Origin of the sequence: Paenibacillus sp. WLX1005, assembly GCF_046603685.1 — a bacterium.
Lineage (GTDB): Bacteria > Bacillota > Bacilli > Paenibacillales > Paenibacillaceae > Saccharibacillus.
In genome coordinates this window covers 2,191,288-2,215,004 of the sequence record NZ_CP176756.1, presented here as the reverse complement: position 1 = coordinate 2,215,004, position 23,717 = coordinate 2,191,288, and the positions used below count along the sequence as shown (strand labels likewise).

Below are 23,717 nucleotides of genomic sequence, written 5' to 3'. Positions count from 1 at the left end.
TGTTACCTCCCAAGGGATATGTTTTTCAACGAATTTGGTTTGAGTGCTGATGTCAGGATGCGTTGTTGTTCAACTGCGTGAACGTGCTGGTAGCCGCTTGCCGGGCTGGAACGTTCCGGACGACCGATATAGCTAACTTCAACGCCGTTAGACAACGCACGCAATCGGGAATCGGTATACGTCCAGTACCCCATGTTTTGCGGTTCTTCCTGTACCCAGATGATTTCTTGCAGGTTTTTGAAGCCGGACAGTACGCTCGTGATTTCTTCTTGCGGGAACGGATACAGCTGCTCCACACGAATAATATGCAACCAGGAGAAATCGGTATCTTTTTCCTTCTCCAGCGCTTCTTCAAGGTCAATTGCTACTTTACCAGTACATAAGAGTACACGTTCCACTGCATCTTTGTTGCCACCTAGACCCGCTTGTTCCAGAATCGGACGGAAGCTACCTTCGCTTAGCTCAGCAGCAGGAACCGTTACACGCTGGTTACGGATCAGACTTTTCGGCGCTACAACGACAAGTGGACGCGCTTCCTCCGTTTCCGTGCTCAGCGCTTGACGGCGCAGCAGATGGAAGTATTGGGAAGCAGATGTCAGATTGGCAATCGTAAAGTTCTCTTCAGCCGCCAGCTGCAAGAAACGCTCTGGACGTGCGCTAGAGTGCTCCGGTCCCATACCTTCATAACCGTGTGGCAGCAGCATCACAAGACTCGATTTCTGTGTCCATTTGCTGCGTCCAGCCGAGATGAATTGGTCGATCAATACTTGACCAGCATTCACGAAGTCGCCGTATTGAGCTTCCCAGATGACCAGCGTCTCCGGTGCATACACATTGTAGCCGTATTCAAAACCGATCACAGCTGCTTCAGACAGCGGACTGTTATGAATGGCAAATGATGCCTTGGCTTCAGGTAAGCGATGCAGCGGGCAGAATTCTTCGCCTGTCTTCGCGTCATGCAGTACCAAGTTACGGTGTGCAAAGGTTGCACGCTCCGCATCCTGACCCGTAATACGAATCGGCTTGCCTTCTGCCAGAATGGATGCAAACGCCAGTGTCTCCGCATGGCCCCAATCGACGCGACCTTCTGGAGTCAGCGCATTACGACGACGTTCCAGAATACGTTGCAGTTTTGGATACACGCTGAAGTTTTCCGGCCAAGTCAATAGCCCTTCATTGATCTGATTCAATAACGGTGCAGCGATAGCAGTTTGGTTGGACGCTTTGGTTGCGCCTTCGCCTGCCGGATTCACTGGTCCAAATGCACTTTGCGTTTCATTCTGTTTCACTTCATCGTAGATGTTTTTCAATTGATCTTGTACTTCGTTTTTGAAATCTTCGTATTTATCCGTTTGCGTAACACTGCGCTCAGCTAGACGTTTGCCATAAATAGAAGCAACGCGCAGATGGTTTTTCACTTTGCCATACATGAGCGGTTGAGTTGTTTCTGGATCATCCGCTTCGTTGTGACCGTAACGGCGATACCCGATCAGATCGATCAGGAAATCCTTTTTAAACAGGCTGCGGTATTGCATTGCCAGCTCCGCTGCACGAATACAAGCTTCTGGATCATCCGCATTCACGTGTACGACTGGAATCTCATATCCTTTTGCCAGGTCACTCGCATAATGCGTAGAACGAGAATCCTTGCTGTCGGTCGTGAATCCGAGACGGTTGTTGACGATGATGTGAATGGTACCACCGTTTTGGAAGCCCGGCAGCTGGTTGAAGTTCAGCGTCTCCGCTACAATACCTTCACCAGCAAATGCTGCATCACCGTGCATAATGATCGCTGCCGCTTTGTCCTTGTCCTGACGCGGATAGCCCTTCTCACTGCGATCATCTTGCGCCGCGCGTGTAAAGCCTTCCACAACCGGATTCACGTATTCCAAGTGACTCGGGTTATTCGCCAGTGTCAGGCGGGTGTCGTAGCTCTGATTGTCGCCAGTCAGTGAATAACGTGCACCCAGATGGTATTTAACATCCCCCGTCCAGCCAAAGTTAATGCCCATCGAGCCTTCCGATGGAATCATATCTTTGTTCGGGGAATGATGGAATTCAGAGAAAATTTTGGCGTATGGTTTGTTCAACACATGTGCCAGTACATTCAAACGACCACGGTGAGCCATACCCATCAATACGTGGCGAGCGCCACCACGCGCAGCGATGCGCACGATCGTATCCAACATCGGTACGAGCGCGTCATTTCCTTCAATGGAAAAACGCTTTTGTCCTACAAATGTTTTGTGCAGGAATTCTTCAAATTGTTCCACTTCCACGAGACGATGCAGCAGCTCCACACGTTCTTCGTTGGTAAGGGTTTGCGAAGCAGAGTTCGTTTCTACTTGACGGTTCAGCCAGTTACGCTCCTGCTCATCATGCACATGTGCAAATTCGTATGCCAGCGGACCGGTATACTTTTTGCGCAAAATCTGAATCGCTTCCCAGCCGTCTCTTGCTTCGTCCGGTGCATTTTCCCAGATCAATGATGCAGGAAGCTGCGCCAGATCGCGCTGACCGAGACCGTACTGCTCTGGATCAAGCAAACGCACATCAGATGGCGTGCTGAGTCCAAGCGGATCAATATCTGCTGCCAGATGCCCGTATGTACGGATGTTCCATACCAGCCGTTCTGCTGCAACCGCTTTCTTTAACAGATTGGTGTCTACTTTGCCCGGCGCACTTGTCCCACTTTCACCTGCTGTGTCAGAGATGGACGTTGCCGGAGCAACTGGTTCCCCATGACGTTCAAAAAGCTCACGGTATCCTTCTTCTACAGAATTAGGATCTTGTTTGTACTTTTCATACTGCTCTTGTACGTACCCCAGATTGGGTCCATAATACGATTGCCATAACGATGGTCTGTTCGATTCGTCGATTGTCATCGAGGATTCCCTCCGTCTTGAATTTTTTGTGAATATTTTTGTGACGGAATTGCAACACTTTTCATTATACCTCTATCTTATTAATCACAGAATAGCCTAAAATGGGACCATAAGCGAGGAAAAGCGACCCTGCATTAAGAAAACGTTTTCTTTGGTGTACATAAAGAATAATTTGGGTTTTTTAGCCCGATTATCACGGAATTTGAGTGCTGTACAAAAAAAACCAATTTTAACAAATCGTTCGTCTACCATTTGTCCGTAACATTGAGCATATTTCGAAGTAATACTGAGCTGTTCATGCCCCCTTGCTTCTGCTGTGATCCTGTTTACATTTCCCATTCTACACCAGTGAGTTACGAATTTCCAATTTTAATTTTTAGCTATTTTGTCCAAATCTAACCAGTTACAGCACTATGTTTATATTTACAGTGGTGGTCGTATTTTGAATAGCTTGTTTTGGATAAGGCGAAATTGTGTCTGTGTTCGTTATTTTTGTCATATGGATGATGTTTGTGTCTATGGTTTGAAGGAAAGGAAGTTCAGTAATATATCGCTTATGCAACAACAAGCCGCTCATTGAGAATGCGATGAGCGGCTTGTTGCTGTATGACAATAGGAAAAAGCATTTTTATCATAAGGTACAAATAATGCTATAACGCGGACAATGGCTCCAGCCGCTTCGTCAGCAGCATATCCACATGCGGAATACCGTCCTCCAGATACGATTCCGAAATCGGCTCGAATCCATAAGACCCATAAAATTTGCATAAATATTGTTGTGCTTGGATCTTGATCTCGGTTTCGTGTAATTGCTGCTGAATATAATCAATCGCGCGTGCAAATAACTCTCCTGCCAGCCCCTGCCCTCGATGAGACGCTCGTACGATCACTCGCCCAATCGATGCTTGCTTGTACGCGATACCCGGCGGCAGCAGACGCGCATACGCTACAATCTGCTCACCTTCCCATTTCAACAGATGATAACAATGCACATCCTTACCATCCACTTCTGGATACGGACAATTCTGTTCTACTACAAAAATATCCGTTCGCTCCTTCAAAATGCAATACAACTCCGCCGTACTCAATTCGTTAAAATGCTTAATTTGCCATGTCATCGTCCCGCTTCACTTCTCCTCTATATCCAGATTGCTTTTTGAAATTATAGTACATTCCTTCGCATTTGAACAATACATCGTCAGCATCGCAGACAAAACGAAAAAAGCATGGCTACCTTTCTTCATAGCCATGCTTTTTCGCACCAGATCATACGTTCACGTTTACCCCAATACCACTTTCACTTCATGCTCTTTGCCATCTTGGAAATCAGGCAGAATATTGCCTTCAATGATCTTGCCATCTACAGTAATGGACTTCACACCGCGAGATACGCCTGCGCTGTTATCCACATGGATCAGGTAAGTAGCACCGCGGAAATTACGACGGTAGCTGAATTCCGGCCATTCGGATGGAATGCTCGGATCGATCAACAGACCTTCATTCTCTGCGCGCACGCCCAGAATCCAGTTGGTTGCCATACGTTGCAGCCATTGGGAAGAACCGGTATACCATGTCCAGCCGCCACGACCGTAGTTTGGCGAAATCGGACCGTCGGAGTTACCCGGTGTTACATACGGTTCGCCAACATAGCTGTTTGGCTCGTGGGAACGGTTTGGCGGACAGATTTTGCTGTACGCTTCGTATGCTTTTTCCGGTTGACCAGCCAGTGTGTATGCCCAGACCGCCCATGTTGCAGCATGTGTATAGACACCGCCATTTTCACGCAGACCCGGTGCATAGCGTGTGATATAGCCGATATCACGGCGAACTTTGGTATAAGCCGGATATAGCAGCAGTGAGCCGTAATCACGCAGCAGATGCTTGCTCACGCTCTCCATCGCCTGCTGACCACGCTCCTCGTCCGCTACACCGGAAATGACCGCCCAAATTTGCGGGTTGAGGAAGATTTGACCTTCTTCGTTTTCTTTGGAACCGACTTTGAGACCGTCATCGGTAGTCGCTTGCAGATACCATTCGCCATCCCAGCCATGATCGTTAAGCGCCTTTTTCAGACTGCTTTGTACGTCCAGCATTTTATCGGCAAATGCTTGATCGCCACGTTTCGCAGCAACAGGAGCAAAGCTGCCCAGAATCATGTACAAGAACTCACCGACCCAGAAGCTTTCGCCTTTCCAATCGTAACCGATGGCACTCAGCCCATCGTTCCAGTCATGCTCACCCATCAGCGGTACACCGCGCGGGCTGAAACGTTTGAACGTCTTCTCAATGGCACGTTTGCAGTGCTCGTATACCGTCGCTTCGCCGCCATCGAGGAACGGCGTTACTTCGTCGAGAATATCGTAATCCTGTGTTTCCTTCAGATACGGATCGAGAATGAACGGCAGCCATAACAGGTCATCGGAACAACGTGTACGCGGACCGCCGCCTTTGATCGTGAACCACCAGTGCAGTACATCCCCTTCTTGGAATTGCTGAGATGCATGCATCAGAATCTGCTTGCGCATCAATTCCGGTTTGCTGGTCAGGAAGATTTGGGAATCCTGCAATTGGTCACGATAACCGTAGCCGGCACTCACTTGATAATAAGCCGTTTTGCCCCATAGGCGGCAGGAGATGGATTGATATTTCAACCAGACGTTGGTCATAATATTCATCGCTGGATCCGGCGTCTGAATCTCTTCCTGATCGATCAATTCACTCCAGAATTCATGCACTCTTGCCAGCGTACGATCCGCTGCTTCCACGCTTGTGTATTCTTTGATCAATGCGGCGGCGTCTTCCTTCTCGTGCTCCGCGGCACCAATGGTGAATACAACCGTATGAGATGTGCCCGGCTCCAACTTAAAGGCTACACGCAATGAAGCAGCTGCGTCGCCAAAGCGTCCGGTATGACCAGCCAATTCTTGATCCTGCATCGCCTGCGGACGAGCTTCCTCACCGTACATGCCGACAAATGACTCTTTGTCCGCATCATATGAGGATGGCTTTTCACTAGCTGCGTGGAAAGCGGTGTACGGCCAGCTCACATTGTTGCTGCGTCCTTTCTCATCTGGGAAGCCCCACAGGTATTTTTCCAATTGAATCGCGTTCAGATCGTCGCGGTATTCGGAATTCATAAAGATTTTGTGGAATTCGCGATGTTCATCCGGTGCAAAGCCCGGCGCCCATTCAAAATATGTTGTCGCATCTAACTCGCGCGTCTGTTCGCTGTTATTGGTAATTTTTAACTTTATTAATTCCAAAGGTGCATCCGGTGCAACGAATACAGTCATTTCGCTGCGGATTCCGTTTACCTGCTGGGTGAATACGCTATAACCGATACCATGGCGTACTTCATATTCTTCAAACTCTGCCATAACTGGCTTCCACGCTGCTGACCAGTACTGTCCAGAATTGCGATCGCGCAAGTATACGAATTTGCCCCATGAATCTTTGATCACATCTTGAAATAAGCGAGTAATCCGGTTCTGACCGGCATTGCCGCGCCATGATGCGCCGCCGCCTGCCTGAGACACCATAAAGGAGTAATCACCGTTACTAATAATGTTGCTCCACGGACGCGGCGTGCGCGGGTTCGTGATGACATATTCGCGCCCGTTGGCAGTGAAATAGCCATATTCATTTTGGAAAAGTGCATCGCTTGGTACTTGGTTTTGCTGGTTTTGTACAGTAGACATACTGAATCCCTCCGTAGTGTATAAATTTCTGTATCTCTGTAGGTGGGTGTTCGTTATTGCGAACAATCGCATTGCATTGTTATGACTCTTATTTCATACCAGAAATGGTATAGCCTTCAATAATGTGACGCTGTGCGAAAATGAAAATAATCAGAATCGGGATGACCATAAACGATGCGCCTGCCATTTGGATAGCAAAGTCACCACCATATTGACCTTTCAGCAATTGCAGACCGACGGACAACGTATACAGACTCTCGTCGTTCGCTACGATCAACGGCCACAGGAAGCTATTCCAGCCGCCGATAAAGGTCAGAATTCCTTGTACCGCAAAGATCGGTTTGGCAATCGGAATAATCAGCTGGAAGAAGGTACGAATCTCACCCGCTCCATCCAGACGCGATGCCTCGATCAGATCGTTCGGAATACTCGTCATAAACTGACGGAATAAGAAAATACCAAATGCGTTTACCATACCTGGCAGAACAATCCCCGCCATTGTATTGGTCAGATGCATTTCGTTCAAAATCAGGTAGACCGGAATCATCGTTACCTGGGATGGAATCATCATCGTACCAAGTACGAGATAGTACAGTACGTTACGACCCGGAAATTGGAACTTGGCAAACGCATAACCGGCTGCCGCATTGAGGAATAGTCCAATAAACGAGAAGAATACGATGATTAACGTATTGACCAGATATTTCTGGAAGTTCATTTCCGTAAACAATCGTTCAAAGTTGTGCAGCGTTGGCGCTTGCGGCCAGAAGCTCGGGGTTAGCGATGTAACCTCACTCTCCGGCTTGAACGATGACAGGATCATCCATACAAAAGGAATACACATGGCGATCGCACCGATCAGCAGAGCGACAACGATAATGCCTTTATAAACAGGTTTTATGCGAAGATCCATAACGGAACCTCCTCTCACAGTGTGCTCCGGCATCAGCTCATTCAGGCTGTTCGGATATCAATATTCGACATCGCTGTCTTTTTTGCGTGCTTTGAATTGAACAAGAGTGACTAAGATAATGATAACGAACAACACGATTGAACCTGCTGCTGCATAACCGAAATCACTGCGTTGGAAGCCCGTCTGGTAAATAAACAGCGCCATCGAGGTTGTTCCATTGAGCGGATCACCCTTCGTCATAACGAGCGGTTCTTCGAAGAATTGAATCCAACCGATCAGCGTGGTGATCGATACGAAGAATGTCGCGAATCCAAGCAGCGGAACCGTAATACGCATCAGCTGTTGCCAGCGGCTAGCACCGTCAATCTGTGCCGCTTCATAATACGTACGCGGAATGCCCTGCAATGCTGCCAGGAAGATGATCATGTTCAGACCAATCGCTTTCCACACCGCCATAATGATCAAGGAAAACTTGGCAATTGTCGGGTCTTGCAGCCAGCGTACTGGCGAGATACCAACCGCTTCGAGCATATGGTTGATCAGACCGTACTGGGAGTTGTACAGATAGCCCCAGATTACGGCAATCGCTACGATATTCGTAATGGAAGGCATGTAGTAAATGACGCGAAACGTTTTGAAAATCCAGCTCGTACCCTGATTGATCAGAATCGCAATCGCCATCGAAACGATAACGACAAGCGGAACGCCTACCACGACATAGATCAGCGTATTGAACATGGATTTGCGGAATACCGCATCACCGAACAACTGGACAAAGTTCTGTACACCATTGAACTCAATGTTGGACCAGTCAGCCAGCCCTGCCAGATTCATATTGGTAAAGCTGATAAACACAGCAACCAGAATCGGTATAAATGAGAAAATAAAAAGAATGATTAACGTCGGCGCAATGAACAGGTACGGATACTTGTACTTCGCCAACGACTGCCAGGCCTTTTGCATATTCTGTTCCCTCCTTTACGGAAGATGGTCTTCCGGTGGAACGGCATCTCCCGGCTGCATTCACAGCACGGGAGCGTCGTTCTGTACCTTAAATTGCTTCATGCACGTTGTAACGATACAGCTTACTTTTGCAGTAAGGCGTCTGCTTGTGTATTAAGATCTTCCATTTGTGTATTCACATCTGTGCCACCAACGACAATTTGTTGCAGTGCTGCTTTGATCAGCTGACCAACTGCTTCCCATTGTGGTACAAATGGAGAAGGACGAGATGTTTCCATTTGATCACGGAATGTGCTGATTTGCTCGCCATCGAGTGCTTTGTCATCCCATGCTTTCAGCGTGGACGGAAGGTCTTTGGACAGTTTGTAGTATTCAATCTGGTTCGCAGGGTCACTCATGAACGATACGAATTTCACAGCATCGTCTTTGTTCGCTGCACTACTGAATACGCTCCAGTTGGAACCGCCCAGTACAGATGCGCTTTTGCCGCCTTCTTCTTTGGCAGGAATGACTGCTGTCGCCCATTTGCCATCGATTTGTGGCACCGTTTCGTGAATCTGGTTAATCGACCACGGACCGCTGAAGAACATCGGGATAATACCTTGACCGAAAGCTGGCAACAGCTGCATATCGCTCTGCGTTGGAGCTGCACCGTCTTTGTAGAAGCTGGTCAGATATTGTACGGCTTCGATATAAGGCTGTTGGTTGAATTGTGCTTTGTTATCGCTACTGATTACTTCACTACCGTTTTCCCAAGCAAATGGCAGTGTGAATGCCGCATCCTGGTTGTCCAACAGAATACCGTAGTTGCCGTTGCCGCGTGCTGCGAGTTTGTCGGCTGCATCTTTCAGCTCATCCCAGGTTTTAGGTGCCTGATCGTAGCCTACTTCTTTGAGCAAGTCCGTACGATAGTACAGGACGCGAGTTTCCATATACCATGGGATCGCGATCAGCTTGTTGTCGTATGTCATCGTTTCACGTGCGCCTTCAAAGAAGTTCTCTTGTTTCAGGTTCGGATACTGATCCACATAGGAAGTCAGATCCAGCAATGCACCTGCATTGGCAAACTCGGGAATCCAGGTCATCCCCATTTGGATTACGTCAGGACCATTTTTGGAAGCGACTGCGGTCAGCAACTTGTCATGCGCTGAATCCCAAGGAATCTGCTGTACCTGTACATCGATATCCGGGTTTGCTTTTTCAAAAGCTGCAACCATATCCGGCAACGAGCCACCTTCACCGCCCATGCCCCACACTTTCAAAATCCGTTTTCCATCCGCGGTTGTTGTCTCTTCTTTACCGCATCCAGCCAGTATGAGTGAAAATACGAGCATACATACAATCGTGGATTTCCATAATTTAGCCATTCGTGGGCCACCTCTTTATTTATATTTGGATGAAAAATTACAGCAAAGATGCCGTTCGGATTACGAATAAGCGCGGAATCAGGACGTACGGCAAAATCTTCGCCGGTACACAGAATCAAACGATAATCCTTACTTGCTGTGGTCGATGCCTGCGTCCATGACGACTACAGAGCATCAGACCCCCCTTTTCAATCAGTTGCATCTGGTGCAGTGTGACAGGACGACAGGTTTAATTGCCACTTTGAAGCGTAGAATCAGCTTGCTCATTCAATTGATCCAATTGGGTCTGAATATCCTCGCCGCCGACAACAATCTGGTCAAATGCGTCGGAAATTTGCTTCGCAATCGTTTCCCATTCTTTGACCGATGGTGTGGAGCGCGCCGTATCCATCTGGGTACGGAACGTCTGGATATTCGGGCTGTCCTGAAATGCTTTGTCATCCCATGCTTTGGTAGTGGATGGCAAATCCTGAGTCAGCTCATACCATTTCACCTGAGTCGCCGGATCGTTCAAATACGAGATGAACTTCACAGCATCTTCGGTGTTCTTGGAACTGCTGAATACGGACAGATTCGAACCACCGAGTACGGATGCGCTTTCACCACCCTGCTCTTTGGCAGGAATGACTGCCGTTCCCCATTGATCTGGCTTCAGTTCCGGCAATTCGGTTTTGATCTGGTTCACAGTCCATGGACCGCTAATAAACATAGGCAGAATGCCTTCACCGAACGACGGAATCAACTGCATATCACTCTGGGTTGGAGCAATGCCTTCTTTGAAAAAGCTACTTAAATATTGAATCGTCTCCACATAAGGAGGCTGGTTCAACTGTGCCTGGTTGTTGCTGTTAATCACTTCACTGCCATTCTCCCATGCAAAAGGAAGAGTAAACAGCTGATCCTTACTATCCAGTAGGATGCCGTAATTGCCATTCCCGCGTGCAGCCAGCTTGGTCGCTGCATCTTTTAGCTCATCCCATGTTTGAGGAGCTTTATTATAGCCAACCTGCTGCAATAGATCCTTGCGGTAGAACAATACGCGTGTATCAATGTACCAAGGAATACCGACCAATTTGTCATTGTAAGTCATCTTAGTACGGGCACCCTCAAAATAATGATCCGCTTTCAAATTCGGATATTTTTCCACATAGGAAGTCAGATCTTGTAAAGCGCCAGCATCGGCAAATTCCGGAATCCAGCTCATTCCCATCTGTACTATATCCGGTCCACTTTGCGAAGCGACCGCTGTCAGCAGCTTGTCATGTGCGTTATCCCATGGAATGGACTGCACTTCCACCTTGATGTCCGGGTTCTTCGCTTCAAAATCCGGTGCCATCTGTGCCAGTGCCGTACCTTCAGCACCCATGCCCCATACTTTCAGTATCCGTTTGCCTTCGGAGGTTGTGGTCTGCTCCTGACCGCCAGAACATCCAGCAAGCAGGAAGGAAAAGATCAGCAGACCCGATACCGCCGGTTTCCACCATGTTTTCATCAGGTACACCTCTTTTTTAGTTCATTCGGACAGTGCCACGAATGACGAGTTCAGTATCTAGTGTGTAATGCTTGGCAACCGATTCTCCTTTTAAAATCTGGAAAATCAGATGCACAGCGAGCGCGCCGACCTCATAATCTGGCTGCCGTACCGTTGTCAGTGCAGGTGTTAGGAAACGAGCCTGAACAATATCATCGAAGCCGACCACCGAGATATCTTCCGGCACCCGGATGCCTGCCTCATTCAGAGCGGTGATGCCACCCAGTGCCATCTCATCGTTAGCGAAAAATACCGCCTCCGGTAGATCGCCCTGTGCAATCATCAGCTTGACTGCACGATAGCCGCCTTCCTCCGTAAAGTTACCAACCAGATTCCAGCGCGGCTCGATCGTTAATCCATGCTGCTGCATCGCCTGCGAGAATCCATTGTACCGATCCTTATTATGCTTGCTGCTAGCCGGGCCAGATACAAACGCGATACGACGATGACCGCTCTCAATCAAATAATTGGTAGCAAGTAAGCCACCCTTCTCATGATCAGCTTCTACATAACAGAGGCTCTCATGCTCCAACCGGCGATCTAGCATGACGATTGGGAAGCCTTCCCGTGCCGATTCCATAATCGTTCGATCTGGAATGTTATGAGCGAGAATAATCGCTCCGTCTACCCGTTTCTCCTTGATGAACTTCACCGCTGTCGATGTATCCCCTCCAATGGAACTGCAAGCAATCAGGTCATAGCCATTGTTCAGGCTAACTTCCTGTACACCCTTGATCAGACTGGAATAATACGGACCGGACAAATCACTCAGCAGCAAAGCAATCGTATTGGTGCGGGAGCGCTTCAGATCGGAAGCAATTCCGTTCTTCTGATAATTCAACTCACGGGCAGCTTCCAGCACCCTGCCTCGCGTCTTTGAACTTACACGGCCAATTCCATTCAGCGCATAAGACGCTGTCGATACCGCCACACCCGCCAGAGCGGCTACGTCTTTGATCGTTGCCCCCATCTCTGCTCACCCCTGTTCCTTGAAAATGGTTTCAACATATCGAAACGTTTCGATTTAAGACTAAAATGCACTTCTGTATTTATTTGGAAAATACAGTTTTAGATAGCGAAAGCAACTTTTAATTTGTGATTTTTGGCTCAAAACAACAAATTTACCCTTATCGACTTCAAAAATAGTCATGATGGCGGCTGCTAAACAGAATTTGAAATTCCGTTCATTTGTCGAAACGTTTCTACAACGATATTATAGCGCTGCGTGTAACCGATTTCAACTGGTTTTGAAAAATTTTTGTTATTTTGTCGAAGCATGTTTCCTGAAACAGAGGATTACATGGCGGTGTCATGCGGAAATGATACTATTGCGGGTCGGATATATCTAGCTGTTCATTGCTAATCGTAATGGATTATCCTGATCATTGTATGTAAATAAATGGATGAAACACGCTGAATCTAATACATATACTGTCGAATATAGTACAACATGGATCTATCGCTGCCGCTTGGCATCATCAATTCCCATTACGGCACGATCTATCCCAAAAACACATCACCCTCGTTCCATCAATCGAAAATGATCAATATGATCCTGCAATCCTTCTGCCTGCAAAATGCGTACTTGTTCACGTCCAAGCAGATCAAAATGCGGATACCGATCCCGATGATGAATATAACGCGGATTTAGCCCATACGATTGACACCATTCCCGTAACCGTTGAAGATCGTTACAGCCCACTTTGGTGACCGTACGTATCCCCGGAAATCGTTCATCAATCCAGTAATGCGTCAAAAAGGCGATCTTGCCCGCCTCTACTTGTCGCTTCCAGTCATTCAATTGTGTTCTGTTGATTCCAAATGCCATATGCGTTCGTATCACCTTTCCCGGCTGTACCAACCCGTGAAAAGGAACAGCTGCTCCCAACGGGCATCACTGTTCCTTATCTATGCTACTGTTATGATTGTAAATGCTGTACGATCAGCGGACAATATCTGAATCGTCTTTGGAATCGCCTTCAGGATACGCATTCTGACTCGAAGAAGAACGTTTGGTCGCTTCGCCATCCTTTTCTTCCTTACGTTCCAGCTTCAGATCCTCTACCGGAATTGAATCGACCGTTTGCTCTGACTCGAAGCGATCAAATAAACTTTCATTTTCAGTTGGATACTGTTCGGCATTGTCGCGCTTGCCTGCCTGATTTTGTACTTTGTCATTTTTACGCGGTTCTGTCATGTTTCCCATCTCCTTTGCGGATTCGGCTTGTTGCTGCATATCCGGCATTGCCGGCGAACCGTATTACTGTTCTTTTACCTCTACAATTGGAAATGAAACAGGAAGTTGACATTTACGTCCCATCAAACAAAAACCGCCCTACTTAACTAGTATGAGCCAAACGTGATGATCTGTAATGAATCGACAGATACATGCGTTGTGTCCCTACTAGCTGGTAGAGCGGTTAAAGCATTTGTTAGACATATGCTTTTTTAGATATAAGCTTTTATAGTAGACCTATACTTTCATAAACGAAAGAGTAAACAAAGATTACTACTACAATGATTTAGAAATACGCGCCCCAGACACATACCGGTTTGGATACTTCTGCACTTTTGCCAGTATAGCTCAGCTTGCCACTTTCACTATCGATTGCAAACACAACGATGTTGTTGCCGTCGCGGTTAGCTACCAACGCATATTTGCCACCTGGCAGCAGTGAGAAGTGACGTGGATGACCACCTTCGGTCGATACATGCTGTACCAGCGTCAGTTTGCCAGTCTCGCTGTTCACCGCGTACTGTACGATGCTGTCATGTCCACGGTTCGAGCCATACAGATAACGACCATCTTCCGAAATGGCAATCTCCGCGCAGCCATTGAAGCCATCGTAGTCAGCAGGCAATGTCGGAATACTCTGTACTTCGTTCAGCACACCCGCATCATAACGATAGGAAGTGACTGTCGAATTCAACTCGTTGATCACAAACGCAAACTGACCGTTTGGATGGAATACGAGGTGACGCGGTCCTGCGCCCGGTGTTGCCGCTACATCAACTGTAAATTTCAATTCGTTCGATTCTGGTTTCAGTTCATACGTACGCACACGATCCAGACCGAGATCCTGTACGATCAAGTATTTGCCAGATGGATCGAAAAAGGTAGAGTGTGGATGTGGACGATCCTGATTTTGCGGATCAACACTGTGTCCTTCATGCTGATGCACGTCCAGTAGCTCGCCTACACTGCCATCTTCTTTTAGCGAAATCAAACCGACCATACCGCCATGATAGCTGACCATTGTCAAATAACGGTTGTCGTCGGAACGTTGAATATGGCATGGTGGACCATCGATTGTTCGAACACGATTCAGCAGTTCCAGCTTACCGGTAGCTGCATCAATTGCAAATGCAGCTGCTTCGCCGCCTTTGCCTTTTGCACCCGTTTCAGATACGGTCTCACCGAGTGCATACAGACGTTTGGACGCTGCATCCACATTCAGGAAGGTTGGATTCTGGATACCGGAAAAGGAATCCGTCGCTGTCAATTCACCAGTTTGTTCATTACATTCATACACATATACGCCAGGATCAGCAGCTTCTGCATAAGAGCCCGCAAACACGAGCAAACGTTGAGATGGATTAGCCATACTATTCTCCTCCAATAAGTTACCTGTTTTTGTTATACCAACTCCGTGATGGCTGCAAAGGCAGATATATCATATATCTGCATAACAGCACGTACTTTTGCGAAACACCCTATTATATAACTTAACCGTTGTGACCGAAAAAATCAAAAATTTCCTCTTCCTTGTTTCCATATATACAGGAATTGGAATTTCAATTACACTAAAATCAATATACAACCTAATAGGATAACGTCTTCAGATCCATCATGATCAGAATGGAGTGAGTATGATGTTTATTCGTAAATGGATGATCGGACTCACCGGTGCGCTGCTGATTGCTGCACCGGGTAATGCTCTTGCTTTTGACGATCTGGAACAAACTAACGGCAGAGAGGAGATCCAATACTTGAAAACTCATGACATCATTGCGGGTATCACCGGAACCGAATTTCAGCCGGATGCACCATTGACCAATGCGCAAGGTGTTGCCTTTCTAGTGAAAGGTTTGGATTTGAATATCGACAATCTCCGGTTTATCAAGGCTCCTAAGGCAAGCGACTATTTTATAGGGATGGATGATAGCGCATGGTATAGCACGGATATGATGATTGCCCAGTTGAACGGCCTCGAACTGGCGCAAAGTATCGATACAAGCGCTACGATGAGCCGGGTGCAGTTTGCCTCTTTGCTGTGGCAAGGTGTTGAGCAGCTTGACCCGGATATTCATGAATCTGGCGGCGCGACAGGTGCCTTGCAAGATGAGGCGATAACAATCAAAGATGATGACTCATTGAACGATTCTCAGCGCGATGTCCTGTCTCAAGTCATCGACAGCGATATTGCTAGTGTCGATGCAGAAGGCAACTTCCGCCCAGATGTGCCGATTACGCGCGCAGAAGCAGCAGTGATGCTGTACAATGCTCTGGAGCTGACTGGCAAAATCCAGCCGAATGCAGACAATCAAGCGGACGATACTCATTCTGATGATGCGAAGGTGGATGACAGTAAGTAACGATTACTACTGGTTTGCATATGAATACTTTGGATTGGAATAAGGGTGTACGAATAATACAATGACGTTGTGCGCTAAAGCTCTTTCTTTTCAAACGTTCTGAGAACTATGTAACATTCTTGTAGATATGCACCATCTGCGAGAGAACAGTAGTATAAAAATTCAAATGTTATTATTACTGACCTTCCTATAATGCATATAGCCAAAGCCATCCCTAAGATGCAAACCAATACAGGTTTAACTCGGGGATGGCTTTGTGTTTGGCTTTGTGTTTGGCTTTGTGTTTGGCTTTGTGCCGTGATTGTTTCTGTGTATGAATTCTTCCAATTATAGCAATACTCAGATTTCTTCTGATGTAATCGCATATAACACATGGTCTTCCCATTTGCCATTGATGCAGAGATAGCGCTCCGCCAGTCCCTCGCGACGAAAGCCCGATTTTTCTAACACACGACTGGATGGCGTATTCCACGTCATCACACCTGCTTGCAGACGATGCAATCCCGCTTCCCGAAAAGCAAACTGCACACACCAGCGCACTGCTTCTGTCGCATACCCCTGTCCATGATGCCGCGTATCTACAAAATAGCCGATATTCGCATTTTGAAAAGGTCCGCGCGATACTCCGCTCATTTCGATTCTGCCAATAAGCTGCCCCGTATCATTTGTAAACATGCCAAATGTATACCCAATGCCTTGCTCATACTGCAATTGCCCATTCGCCAGCAACTCACGCTGAGTCTCGATGGTCCAATAATGCTCCGGTCGAATCGGATCGTATCTGCTCATATATTCGCGATTATCCAGCCGAAGCTGTAACAACGCTTCCGCATGTTCTACTAATAGTGGTTTCATTGTCAATCCAATCGTGTTAAATTGCATACGATAATCTCTCCTATTTTCGTTCACCTTTGCCATGCAACTGATCGATATTTGTATTTAATTGCGCCAAAATAGTTTGTAGTGTATCGAATTCTTCTGCGCTAATACCATGTAACAAGTCCTTTGCAAACTGCTCTTTTTCTTGCTGAGAAGTTTCAATTAATTGTTTGCCCTGATCGGTCAATTGAACTAAAGTTATGCGGTTGTCGCCTTCTTTTTTTCTTCGTGTCACCAGCTTAGAGGCTTCAAGTTGCTTGAGATGTCGAGCAACTGCTGCCTTATCCAAAGTTACTTTTTTTTGTAAATCTCCCTGACTGATTTCGTTCTCTTGACATAACAATGCCAGTATTTCAAAACGAGACTGGCTAATACTAATGTAAGCATCAAACGTCGTGTTTATAGCATTATTCACGCGATACATTTGATACAATAATTGAGACTCCTTCGACCGTTCCTGACTCAAAATATCACATCTTTCATATACATAATTTGTAGGTAAAGGCTCATAATGTACTTGCCAATATACAACTTAAAATCCTTTTTTACAAGTAAATTGCCTTGTACGTCGATCTTATGAAAAGAAACGACGCTCTTCCCGATTCGAAAGAGCGTCGTGCTAAAAGGATATTCCATTAACCTTCTATTCAATATACTGCTAACGTACCATCATAATTAATAACCTGTCCATTATGATTCTCGCCATCCAAAAGAAAACCAACAATCAATTGGGCAGCCTGAGCCGGAGTTTTCATAAAATCGCCTGTCATATTTCCATTTAAATCTGTCGTAACGCCACCGGGCATTACGGCAAAAATAGTTACAGGTAGATTTTCTTTCTCAAAGCTCATTCCCCAAGACTTGGTCATTACATTTAGAGGAGCTTTGGAAGTTGTATATGCAAAGGTATTAAAGTAAGGCAAAGGTTCAATAGGTATGCTTATGTTTTGAATCGTTCCTTTGTTTGCAATTAGCAACGGCAGCAATCCTTTTGAAAGTGCAAATGGTCCGATAAAATTAACGCGATGCGTGGCTTGAAGTTCTTCAACATCGAATTCCCAGCCAACTTTGTGCATATCACCCGGAATACCGGCATTATTTACTAATAAGGACAGCTCTGGATACTGGTTCGTAATCGTTGCAACTGCACGATCAATACTTTGCAAATCAGCAATATCCAACACGATCAAATGTGCATCACCAAATGCTTGCAGAGCCGCTACTGCTGCTTCGCCACGCTCTTGATTACGTGCACCTACTAGAACACGATATCCTTCTTCCAACAGACGTTTGGCAATTTCGTATCCAATCCCTTTGTTAGCACCAGTAACGAAAGCAGTTTTTGTCATCGTTGATTCTCCTTTTGTATTGAAGATGATATATTCGATAATAAGCATTCATATCTGTTGATATATCAACGTTGATATATCAACAGTTTAAGCGTAACGATTCTATTTAGCAACTGTTTTATGTAGTTCCACTCGATTACAAAGAGTCTCCAATACTATTAACAATGGAGACCCTGTTGTAAGCAAACTACGATAGCCTATCTATTCTTGATCCCAAATCCCTGCCAACTCATCCAACTGCTCAATCCGCTTCCACGGCTCTAATCCCAGACTACCATCCCACTCAAAACTACGCCGTAAGAAAATCCCTCTCATCCCCACCTGCGCTGCACCCCAAATATCATTCTCTGGATGATCCCCTACAAATACCGTCTCTTCTCCACTCGTACCCAATCGCTCCAGCACCATCTCATAAATCCGCTTATCTGGCTTGTTGATTCCCGCTTCACCTGATGTCAAAATCACATCAAAATACGATTCCAGCCCCAGATGCTTCACTTTGCCAAACTGCACCTCATAACGTCCATTGGTCAACATGCCCAGCTTATACCCCTGCTCGCGACAAGCCTGAATCGCTTCCAGCGCATGATTCATCAGGCGCGCTTCCTTCATATAATGCTCATCATAATACGCAAATAGACCATCTGCATCTGGCTTTTCCGACCATGGCAAACGCTCTACCAATTCCTCAAAAAACCCCCGCTTATCTCGATATCCGTCTGCATCAGCAATACGCATATACCCGATGATGTCACGCACCTGCTCCTCATTCAGATGACCCAGATAATCGCGAATCAATCGCTCGGAAAAAGCGCGAAACGTATAATCCCGATCCATTAATGTATTGTCCAAATCGAAAATCACTGCTTTGATTGGTTGTTGTGTCATCATTCTGCTCCTGTCTTTGGCAATTCCTTGCTTCACATTTCTATACATACTACAGCTTATTATACCGCATATGTAAACATCAAAAACCCGACTGCATGACAGCCGGGTCAAGGTATTCATCTGTATTCTCATCTTATGATACGCATTACAACAGCACATAGTTTTTATCTGTCTGTGCTTTACTCTCCGGTAAAATAGCTGGCTCACGATGGGTGACCATCATTTCCTGATCGGTGACGAATACGCGAAAGTCAGGAATTTCGTGTAAATAGCGCTGCTGATACAGCTTACGGCAATCCACCTCAAAGTGCGGTGAATCCTCGATCACTGGCATTTTCCCGGTTTCACTAGCATAGTCGTCCACCGCCCATTGTACACGATCCAGATGGTACGGAATATGCCGCTCCTGTTCTTCAAACAACTCAAATGTCTCACGAGATAGATAAAACTTCTGATCACATTGCCCGCCCAGATAACGGTTCAATCTGGACAAATCAAGTGTTCCATCCTCCTGCATTAATACGGTACGATTGATACCATCGCCCATATCGCGTTCAAACTGCAATACCGCGCTGCGCAATTCGTCCATTGTTACATGAACTGAGGGCATTCCGCCTCCGATCTTTTTGCTTCTGCCTTTCAAGCGTTCCAGTATAGACATCACAATCTCTCCTCCCTGAGAGTGGGTGCACAAGGGACACGACAGAAAACGTTTTCAGTTATACATACAAGGAATACTTCCTTTTTTGCTTTCCTTACTATAACTATACCGCATTTTACAATAAATGATGCACGATTTTACAAATTCATGCGCGTTTCTGACAAAATAGTTCTGTCTGACTAAAGCGACTCAGCGTAATCTATAGCCCTATCGTAGCATCTTGCATGAACATGTTCCTTCTCTACTATCTCCTTATCATATAGAAGATACGCTATACGTTAGAGTTCTGCCGTTTCCCTCCAAATATGGTATGATAAAAAGTAGCGTTTTTATAGACAGATTTTAAGGAAATGGAAGGAGAATGACCCTGTGATGCAAGATGTTATTATTGTGGGCGCTGGTCCATGCGGCTTATCCGCAGCGATTGAATGTGAGCGCCTCGGTTTGAATACGTTAGTGATTGAAAAGTACAATGTGGTGCACTCGATTTTCCTGTACCCGACCAATATGCAATTTTTCAGTACAGCAGAATTGCTGGAAATTGGCAATTTGCCGTTTCCATCTCCTAATGAGAAGCCATTCCGACATGAAGCGCTGGCATATTATCGCCGTGCTGCGGAACATTACAAATTGAATATTCAGCCATATACCGAAGCGACAGGCATAGAGCGCCACGAGAACGGTACGTTCTCCCTGCATACGGTGAATCGTCAGGGGCAACAGCATACGTATGAAGCGCGCAAAGTGATCATTTCCACCGGTTATTTTGACCATCCGAACTATCTGGGTATTCCGGGCGAAGATCTGGACAAAGTTACTCATTATTTCCGCGAAGCTCATCCGTATACCGGTATGCGTGTAGCGATTATTGGGGGCAGTAACTCCGCAGTCGATGCTGCGCTAGAAATTGTGCGCGTCGGTGCCAAAGTCGATATGGTCTATCGTGGCAATGATCTGTCCGCCAATATCAAATCATGGGTGCGTCCTATTTTTGAAAGTCTGGTTATGAAAGGCAAAATCGCGCTTCATCTGAATGCGCGTGTGACCGAAATTCATGACTCGGAAGTTGAGTTAACCCATAATGACGGTAAAATCGAGATGCTGCACAATGACTTCGTACTCGCGATGACTGGCTTCCGCCCTGATCGCAAATTAATCACTTCGATGGGTGTAACAATGAGTGACGATATGGACAAGCCTCGCTTTGACCCGGATACGATGGAAACAAATATCGAAGGTCTGTACGTCGCTGGTGTTATCGCCTCCGGTCGTAATGCAAACGAAGTGTTTATTGAAACGGGACGCCGCCATGGTGCACTGATCGCCAAGCATATCGTTGCCAACTCCTGATGATACGGGAGCAGCATAACTGGAAAGGGTGAATAACTATGGGCGCTATCGATATGCCTGCTCTCGTGCTGCTAGTCATGGCAGGACTCGGGATCGTCGGCAAAAATACAACGGTCACCATCGCAATGTTGGTACTGTTGCTAGTTCGTGTGCTCGGCTGGAATCAAGCGTTTCCGTGGCTGGAAAAATACGGACTAACGATTGGGATTACAATTTTGACGATTGGTGTCATGACGCCACTTGCCAGCGGCAGAATCTCGATGGATGTGATTTGGAACTCTTTTCTGAGCTGGAAATCGCTTGCAGCGGTTGGTATCGGTCTATTTGTTGCTTATCTCGGCGGACGCGGAACGATACTGATGACCAATCAGCCGACCGTTGTAGCAGGGCTGTTGATCGGGACGTTACTTGGGGTTGCCTTTTTCAAAGGTGTACCGGTCGGCCCATTGATTGCAGCTGGTTTACTATCGTTACTAATCGGCAGATCGTAATCTACACATAAATTTGCCGCTTCGTTTATGTGCGGAGCTATTCATGTACACGAATGAAACAGCAGGCTTGGACGTGTTGTGAAGTTGAAGGTTATCGCCAACAGCAGGATATGATATACTTCCAATACCAGCCTTTCCATGTAGGCTGACATTCAACTATGTATACACGTATGCATTTCCAGGAGGATTTCCCATGTCCCAGGCGTTTGTAATTGAAGCAGTCATGATTGCCATCTATGGCCAGTTACTTAACCCGGATAAACCGGTCACTTATATTGTGCCGTACACTACCATTATGGAGCTGTACGAATTCGCAGAGAGCGAAGAGCCGCTTATGAACAACCCGGTCGAAGACCGTGAAGTACGCGACCGAATTCAAGAGCTGATTCGCTATCTAGAAGAGCCGCTGAATAAAAAGAAAATTCAGCGTTGCCTGCAAATGCCTTGGTCACAAAGCTCAGGCATCGTCTTCAGCGATCAGGTACAGCTGTCGGTCGTCAATGCGCTCGACAATGCACATTACGGCGAATCCTTTGATCCTATCGAAACAGAACTGATCCTCTCCTCGCTGAAAAAGGAAGCTCCCATGCTGACTGACCAGTTCGAGATGATCCAGCGCCTGATCGATGCCAAAGTACCTGTACAGGTATACGATATCGAAGATTTCTCGTATGCACTGGAAGGCATTTCGCCTGTGTAACCATGCCCAAGAACCTTCACCGGATTGTCGGTGAAGGTTCTTTTTGTTGGATGAGTTCATTCATATCTGTATACTGCTACTTACTAGTCTGATGCTACTCACTCGAGGTCTGGTTGAAATTGCTTCATGCGCCCAATCTTCCATTTGCCGTTGGCTTCGCGATCCATCGATACAATCCAGTAGCTATCTGTTTGTTTGTAGATTGGTTTGTTATTTTGATAATCGACAAATTTTACAGAGTCAATCTGAACTAGTAACATCGCTTGTTTGGCTCCAATATACCATACACTACTTTTTCGCAGTGTTAGATTCTCACCATATTCATTATTCACATCTCGAATTATATTGTTTATATACAACTGAGAAGTTTCTGTACTTCCTGGTCGTTTGGCGTATGTTTTTAAATATTGAATATACTCACTCGATAATAAAGCAGATAACTTTGTAGTACTTTTAGCATTATATGCATCAATAAAAGGGGCAAAAGCTTGCTGAATATTGGCTACTGTTTGAGGTTTATTTTGCAGTAATTGTTCTTTGAGCGGAATTGCTGATTCTGGAATATAGCCAATAGGCTCGCTGGTCATTATTTGAAATACTTTCCAACCTTTACCGCGATTGAGTAACATCAAATCTCCACTGATCTTTTTAACAAGTACAGGAGATTCTATCGTTCCTTCCACATATAACCTTGCTTTGTCTCTCCGCATATATTCAATTTTGTATACATTAGCTTTGACTTGCCAAGGTAATGCGTTTAAAAAAGGGGTCTGCTGGTAAAATACTTTCTTTTTCATTTTAGTATCAATGATCGATGAAGAAGGATACGTGCTTCCATTGCCGTAATACGCTTGTAAGAGCTTCTCAAAATCAGTTTGATCCAAACTGCTCCATGACTGTATAGTTAACTGACGAGTAGTAGGATCGTAAGAAGCATCAGCGTTAAAATAGTTAATTATGGACAAAATAGGAATATACATTTTTCCGTTGATTGTATCCGCTTCTTCAGGGAAATTGTAGATTTTCATTTCGCTATATCCATACTTGTAAATACTGGCTTGGTCAATACTAAATCCATTATGTTCATCGTCCACATCAACATTGTAAATTAAATACCCTTCAATATCCTCTTTTTTAAATGTATAACCCATTTCTAACACAAAGGCTTCTAAAGAGATCATCAAGTACCCATTTTTCCAATAGGCTTGTTGATTGTTCAACAGCTTGCCATCATACGTAATCGTGATATCGGATGATATGATCTCTTGATCCGCTGTTGACGAAGCATGGGCTTTGGGTGTAATCCAATTGTAAGCTACTCCCCATACACTGCTCACAGCTAAAATAACTAAACTTGCAGTTATGATGCGCAAATATTTCATTTTTCCTTTATTCCTCATCTCTATCTATGTATGATGTGTCGTAGTTATACAATCCAATTGAAAG

At 45.9% G+C, this 23,717-nt stretch carries 21 protein-coding genes; 4 read left to right on the top strand and 17 right to left on the bottom strand.

Features of this window, described 5'->3' with window-relative positions:
* Positions 1 to 2 precede the first annotated feature (2 nt).
* The 11 genes from ACE3MZ_RS09630 to ACE3MZ_RS09580 all read right to left on the bottom strand — a co-directional run bounded on the left by ACE3MZ_RS09630 (position 3) and on the right by ACE3MZ_RS09580 (position 14,962).
* Positions 3 to 2,885 (bottom strand): 2-oxoglutarate dehydrogenase E1 component, encoded by a 2,883-nt coding sequence (locus ACE3MZ_RS09630; protein ID WP_411346214.1) that lies wholly within the window; start codon positions 2,883 to 2,885, stop codon positions 3 to 5.
* Between the two features lie 650 nt (positions 2,886 to 3,535).
* A complete protein-coding gene (locus tag ACE3MZ_RS09625; RefSeq protein ID WP_411346213.1) occupies positions 3,536 to 4,003 on the bottom strand; it encodes a GNAT family N-acetyltransferase in 468 nt (155 codons plus the stop codon).
* Between the two features lie 162 nt (positions 4,004 to 4,165).
* Positions 4,166 to 6,583, bottom strand: coding sequence for a GH36-type glycosyl hydrolase domain-containing protein (locus ACE3MZ_RS09620; protein WP_411346212.1), 2,418 nt, complete (start codon positions 6,581 to 6,583; stop codon positions 4,166 to 4,168).
* An 88-nt stretch (positions 6,584 to 6,671) separates the two neighbouring features.
* Positions 6,672 to 7,496, bottom strand: a complete 825-nt coding sequence (locus tag ACE3MZ_RS09615) for a carbohydrate ABC transporter permease (protein ID WP_411346211.1) — start codon at positions 7,494 to 7,496, stop codon at positions 6,672 to 6,674.
* 57 nt (positions 7,497 to 7,553) lie between these two features.
* Positions 7,554 to 8,459, bottom strand: coding sequence for a carbohydrate ABC transporter permease (locus ACE3MZ_RS09610; protein ID WP_411346210.1), 906 nt, complete (start codon positions 8,457 to 8,459; stop codon positions 7,554 to 7,556).
* 122 nt (positions 8,460 to 8,581) lie between these two features.
* Entirely contained in the window at positions 8,582 to 9,826 is a 1,245-nt protein-coding gene (locus ACE3MZ_RS09605) for a sugar ABC transporter substrate-binding protein (protein WP_411346209.1), read from the bottom strand.
* Between the two features lie 229 nt (positions 9,827 to 10,055).
* Complete coding sequence (locus tag ACE3MZ_RS09600) at positions 10,056 to 11,318, bottom strand: sugar ABC transporter substrate-binding protein (protein ID WP_411346208.1); 1,263 nt, start codon at positions 11,316 to 11,318, stop codon at positions 10,056 to 10,058.
* Positions 11,319 to 11,334: 16 nt separating this feature from the next.
* Positions 11,335 to 12,327 (bottom strand): LacI family DNA-binding transcriptional regulator, encoded by a 993-nt coding sequence (locus ACE3MZ_RS09595; protein ID WP_411346207.1) that lies wholly within the window; start codon positions 12,325 to 12,327, stop codon positions 11,335 to 11,337.
* Between the two features lie 546 nt (positions 12,328 to 12,873).
* Positions 12,874 to 13,185, bottom strand: coding sequence for a hypothetical protein (locus ACE3MZ_RS09590; protein WP_411346206.1), 312 nt, complete (start codon positions 13,183 to 13,185; stop codon positions 12,874 to 12,876).
* 114 nt (positions 13,186 to 13,299) lie between these two features.
* Positions 13,300 to 13,554 (bottom strand): hypothetical protein, encoded by a 255-nt coding sequence (locus ACE3MZ_RS09585; protein ID WP_411346205.1) that lies wholly within the window; start codon positions 13,552 to 13,554, stop codon positions 13,300 to 13,302.
* A gap of 325 nt (positions 13,555 to 13,879) precedes the next feature.
* A complete protein-coding gene (locus ACE3MZ_RS09580) occupies positions 13,880 to 14,962 on the bottom strand; it encodes a lactonase family protein (protein ID WP_411346204.1) in 1,083 nt (360 codons plus the stop codon).
* A gap of 265 nt (positions 14,963 to 15,227) precedes the next feature.
* On the opposite strand from ACE3MZ_RS09580, the gene ACE3MZ_RS09575 reads away from it, so the two are divergent.
* Complete coding sequence (locus ACE3MZ_RS09575; protein WP_411346203.1) at positions 15,228 to 15,953, top strand: S-layer homology domain-containing protein; 726 nt, start codon at positions 15,228 to 15,230, stop codon at positions 15,951 to 15,953.
* 339 nt (positions 15,954 to 16,292) lie between these two features.
* On the opposite strand, the gene ACE3MZ_RS09570 is transcribed toward ACE3MZ_RS09575, so the two are convergent.
* From ACE3MZ_RS09570 to ACE3MZ_RS09550, 5 genes are all read right to left on the bottom strand, one after another.
* Entirely contained in the window at positions 16,293 to 16,835 is a 543-nt protein-coding gene (locus tag ACE3MZ_RS09570) for a GNAT family N-acetyltransferase (RefSeq protein WP_411346202.1), read from the bottom strand.
* Positions 16,836 to 16,848: 13 nt separating this feature from the next.
* Positions 16,849 to 17,256 (bottom strand): MarR family winged helix-turn-helix transcriptional regulator, encoded by a 408-nt coding sequence (locus ACE3MZ_RS09565; protein ID WP_411346749.1) that lies wholly within the window; start codon positions 17,254 to 17,256, stop codon positions 16,849 to 16,851.
* A 223-nt stretch (positions 17,257 to 17,479) separates the two neighbouring features.
* A complete protein-coding gene (locus ACE3MZ_RS09560) occupies positions 17,480 to 18,181 on the bottom strand; it encodes an SDR family NAD(P)-dependent oxidoreductase (protein ID WP_411346201.1) in 702 nt (233 codons plus the stop codon).
* 201 nt (positions 18,182 to 18,382) lie between these two features.
* Complete coding sequence (locus tag ACE3MZ_RS09555) at positions 18,383 to 19,072, bottom strand: HAD family hydrolase (protein ID WP_411346200.1); 690 nt, start codon at positions 19,070 to 19,072, stop codon at positions 18,383 to 18,385.
* A gap of 142 nt (positions 19,073 to 19,214) precedes the next feature.
* Positions 19,215 to 19,730, bottom strand: coding sequence for a DUF3939 domain-containing protein (locus ACE3MZ_RS09550; RefSeq protein ID WP_411346199.1), 516 nt, complete (start codon positions 19,728 to 19,730; stop codon positions 19,215 to 19,217).
* 372 nt (positions 19,731 to 20,102) lie between these two features.
* Between ACE3MZ_RS09550 and ACE3MZ_RS09545 the strand changes: the two genes are divergently transcribed.
* From ACE3MZ_RS09545 to ACE3MZ_RS09535, 3 genes are all read left to right on the top strand, one after another.
* Entirely contained in the window at positions 20,103 to 21,080 is a 978-nt protein-coding gene (locus ACE3MZ_RS09545) for a YpdA family putative bacillithiol disulfide reductase (protein ID WP_411346748.1), read from the top strand.
* Positions 21,081 to 21,118: 38 nt separating this feature from the next.
* Positions 21,119 to 21,571 carry a DUF441 domain-containing protein gene (locus ACE3MZ_RS09540; protein WP_411346198.1) on the top strand — a complete coding sequence of 151 codons (453 nt, stop codon included), beginning with the start codon at positions 21,119 to 21,121 and terminating at the stop codon, positions 21,569 to 21,571.
* 193 nt (positions 21,572 to 21,764) lie between these two features.
* A complete protein-coding gene (locus tag ACE3MZ_RS09535; RefSeq protein WP_411346197.1) occupies positions 21,765 to 22,271 on the top strand; it encodes an ADP-heptose synthase in 507 nt (168 codons plus the stop codon).
* Between the two features lie 98 nt (positions 22,272 to 22,369).
* On the opposite strand, the gene ACE3MZ_RS09530 is transcribed toward ACE3MZ_RS09535, so the two are convergent.
* Positions 22,370 to 23,653, bottom strand: a complete 1,284-nt coding sequence (locus ACE3MZ_RS09530) for a hypothetical protein (RefSeq protein ID WP_411346196.1) — start codon at positions 23,651 to 23,653, stop codon at positions 22,370 to 22,372.
* Positions 23,654 to 23,717 lie beyond the last annotated feature (64 nt).

What these genes read in the sequence shown, in the direction of transcription:
- ACE3MZ_RS09630 (WP_411346214.1), bottom strand. Translation starts at nt 2,885, where the DNA reads ATGACAATCGACGAATCGAACAGACCATCGTTATGGCAATCGTATTAT.
- ACE3MZ_RS09625 (WP_411346213.1), bottom strand. Translation starts at nt 4,003, where the DNA reads ATGACATGGCAAATTAAGCATTTTAACGAATTGAGTACGGCGGAGTTG.
- ACE3MZ_RS09620 (WP_411346212.1), bottom strand. Translation starts at nt 6,583, where the DNA reads ATGTCTACTGTACAAAACCAGCAAAACCAAGTACCAAGCGATGCACTT.
- ACE3MZ_RS09615 (WP_411346211.1), bottom strand. Translation starts at nt 7,496, where the DNA reads ATGGATCTTCGCATAAAACCTGTTTATAAAGGCATTATCGTTGTCGCT.
- ACE3MZ_RS09610 (WP_411346210.1), bottom strand. Translation starts at nt 8,459, where the DNA reads ATGCAAAAGGCCTGGCAGTCGTTGGCGAAGTACAAGTATCCGTACCTG.
- ACE3MZ_RS09605 (WP_411346209.1), bottom strand. Translation starts at nt 9,826, where the DNA reads ATGGCTAAATTATGGAAATCCACGATTGTATGTATGCTCGTATTTTCA.
- ACE3MZ_RS09600 (WP_411346208.1), bottom strand. Translation starts at nt 11,318, where the DNA reads ATGAAAACATGGTGGAAACCGGCGGTATCGGGTCTGCTGATCTTTTCC.
- ACE3MZ_RS09595 (WP_411346207.1), bottom strand. Translation starts at nt 12,327, where the DNA reads ATGGGGGCAACGATCAAAGACGTAGCCGCTCTGGCGGGTGTGGCGGTA.
- ACE3MZ_RS09590 (WP_411346206.1), bottom strand. Translation starts at nt 13,185, where the DNA reads ATGGCATTTGGAATCAACAGAACACAATTGAATGACTGGAAGCGACAA.
- ACE3MZ_RS09585 (WP_411346205.1), bottom strand. Translation starts at nt 13,554, where the DNA reads ATGACAGAACCGCGTAAAAATGACAAAGTACAAAATCAGGCAGGCAAG.
- ACE3MZ_RS09580 (WP_411346204.1), bottom strand. Translation starts at nt 14,962, where the DNA reads ATGGCTAATCCATCTCAACGTTTGCTCGTGTTTGCGGGCTCTTATGCA.
- ACE3MZ_RS09575 (WP_411346203.1), top strand. Translation starts at nt 15,228, where the DNA reads ATGATGTTTATTCGTAAATGGATGATCGGACTCACCGGTGCGCTGCTG.
- ACE3MZ_RS09570 (WP_411346202.1), bottom strand. Translation starts at nt 16,835, where the DNA reads ATGCAATTTAACACGATTGGATTGACAATGAAACCACTATTAGTAGAA.
- ACE3MZ_RS09565 (WP_411346749.1), bottom strand. Translation starts at nt 17,256, where the DNA reads ATGTATCGCGTGAATAATGCTATAAACACGACGTTTGATGCTTACATT.
- ACE3MZ_RS09560 (WP_411346201.1), bottom strand. Translation starts at nt 18,181, where the DNA reads ATGACAAAAACTGCTTTCGTTACTGGTGCTAACAAAGGGATTGGATAC.
- ACE3MZ_RS09555 (WP_411346200.1), bottom strand. Translation starts at nt 19,072, where the DNA reads ATGATGACACAACAACCAATCAAAGCAGTGATTTTCGATTTGGACAAT.
- ACE3MZ_RS09550 (WP_411346199.1), bottom strand. Translation starts at nt 19,730, where the DNA reads ATGTCTATACTGGAACGCTTGAAAGGCAGAAGCAAAAAGATCGGAGGC.
- ACE3MZ_RS09545 (WP_411346748.1), top strand. Translation starts at nt 20,103, where the DNA reads ATGCAAGATGTTATTATTGTGGGCGCTGGTCCATGCGGCTTATCCGCA.
- ACE3MZ_RS09540 (WP_411346198.1), top strand. Translation starts at nt 21,119, where the DNA reads ATGGGCGCTATCGATATGCCTGCTCTCGTGCTGCTAGTCATGGCAGGA.
- ACE3MZ_RS09535 (WP_411346197.1), top strand. Translation starts at nt 21,765, where the DNA reads ATGTCCCAGGCGTTTGTAATTGAAGCAGTCATGATTGCCATCTATGGC.
- ACE3MZ_RS09530 (WP_411346196.1), bottom strand. Translation starts at nt 23,653, where the DNA reads ATGAAATATTTGCGCATCATAACTGCAAGTTTAGTTATTTTAGCTGTG.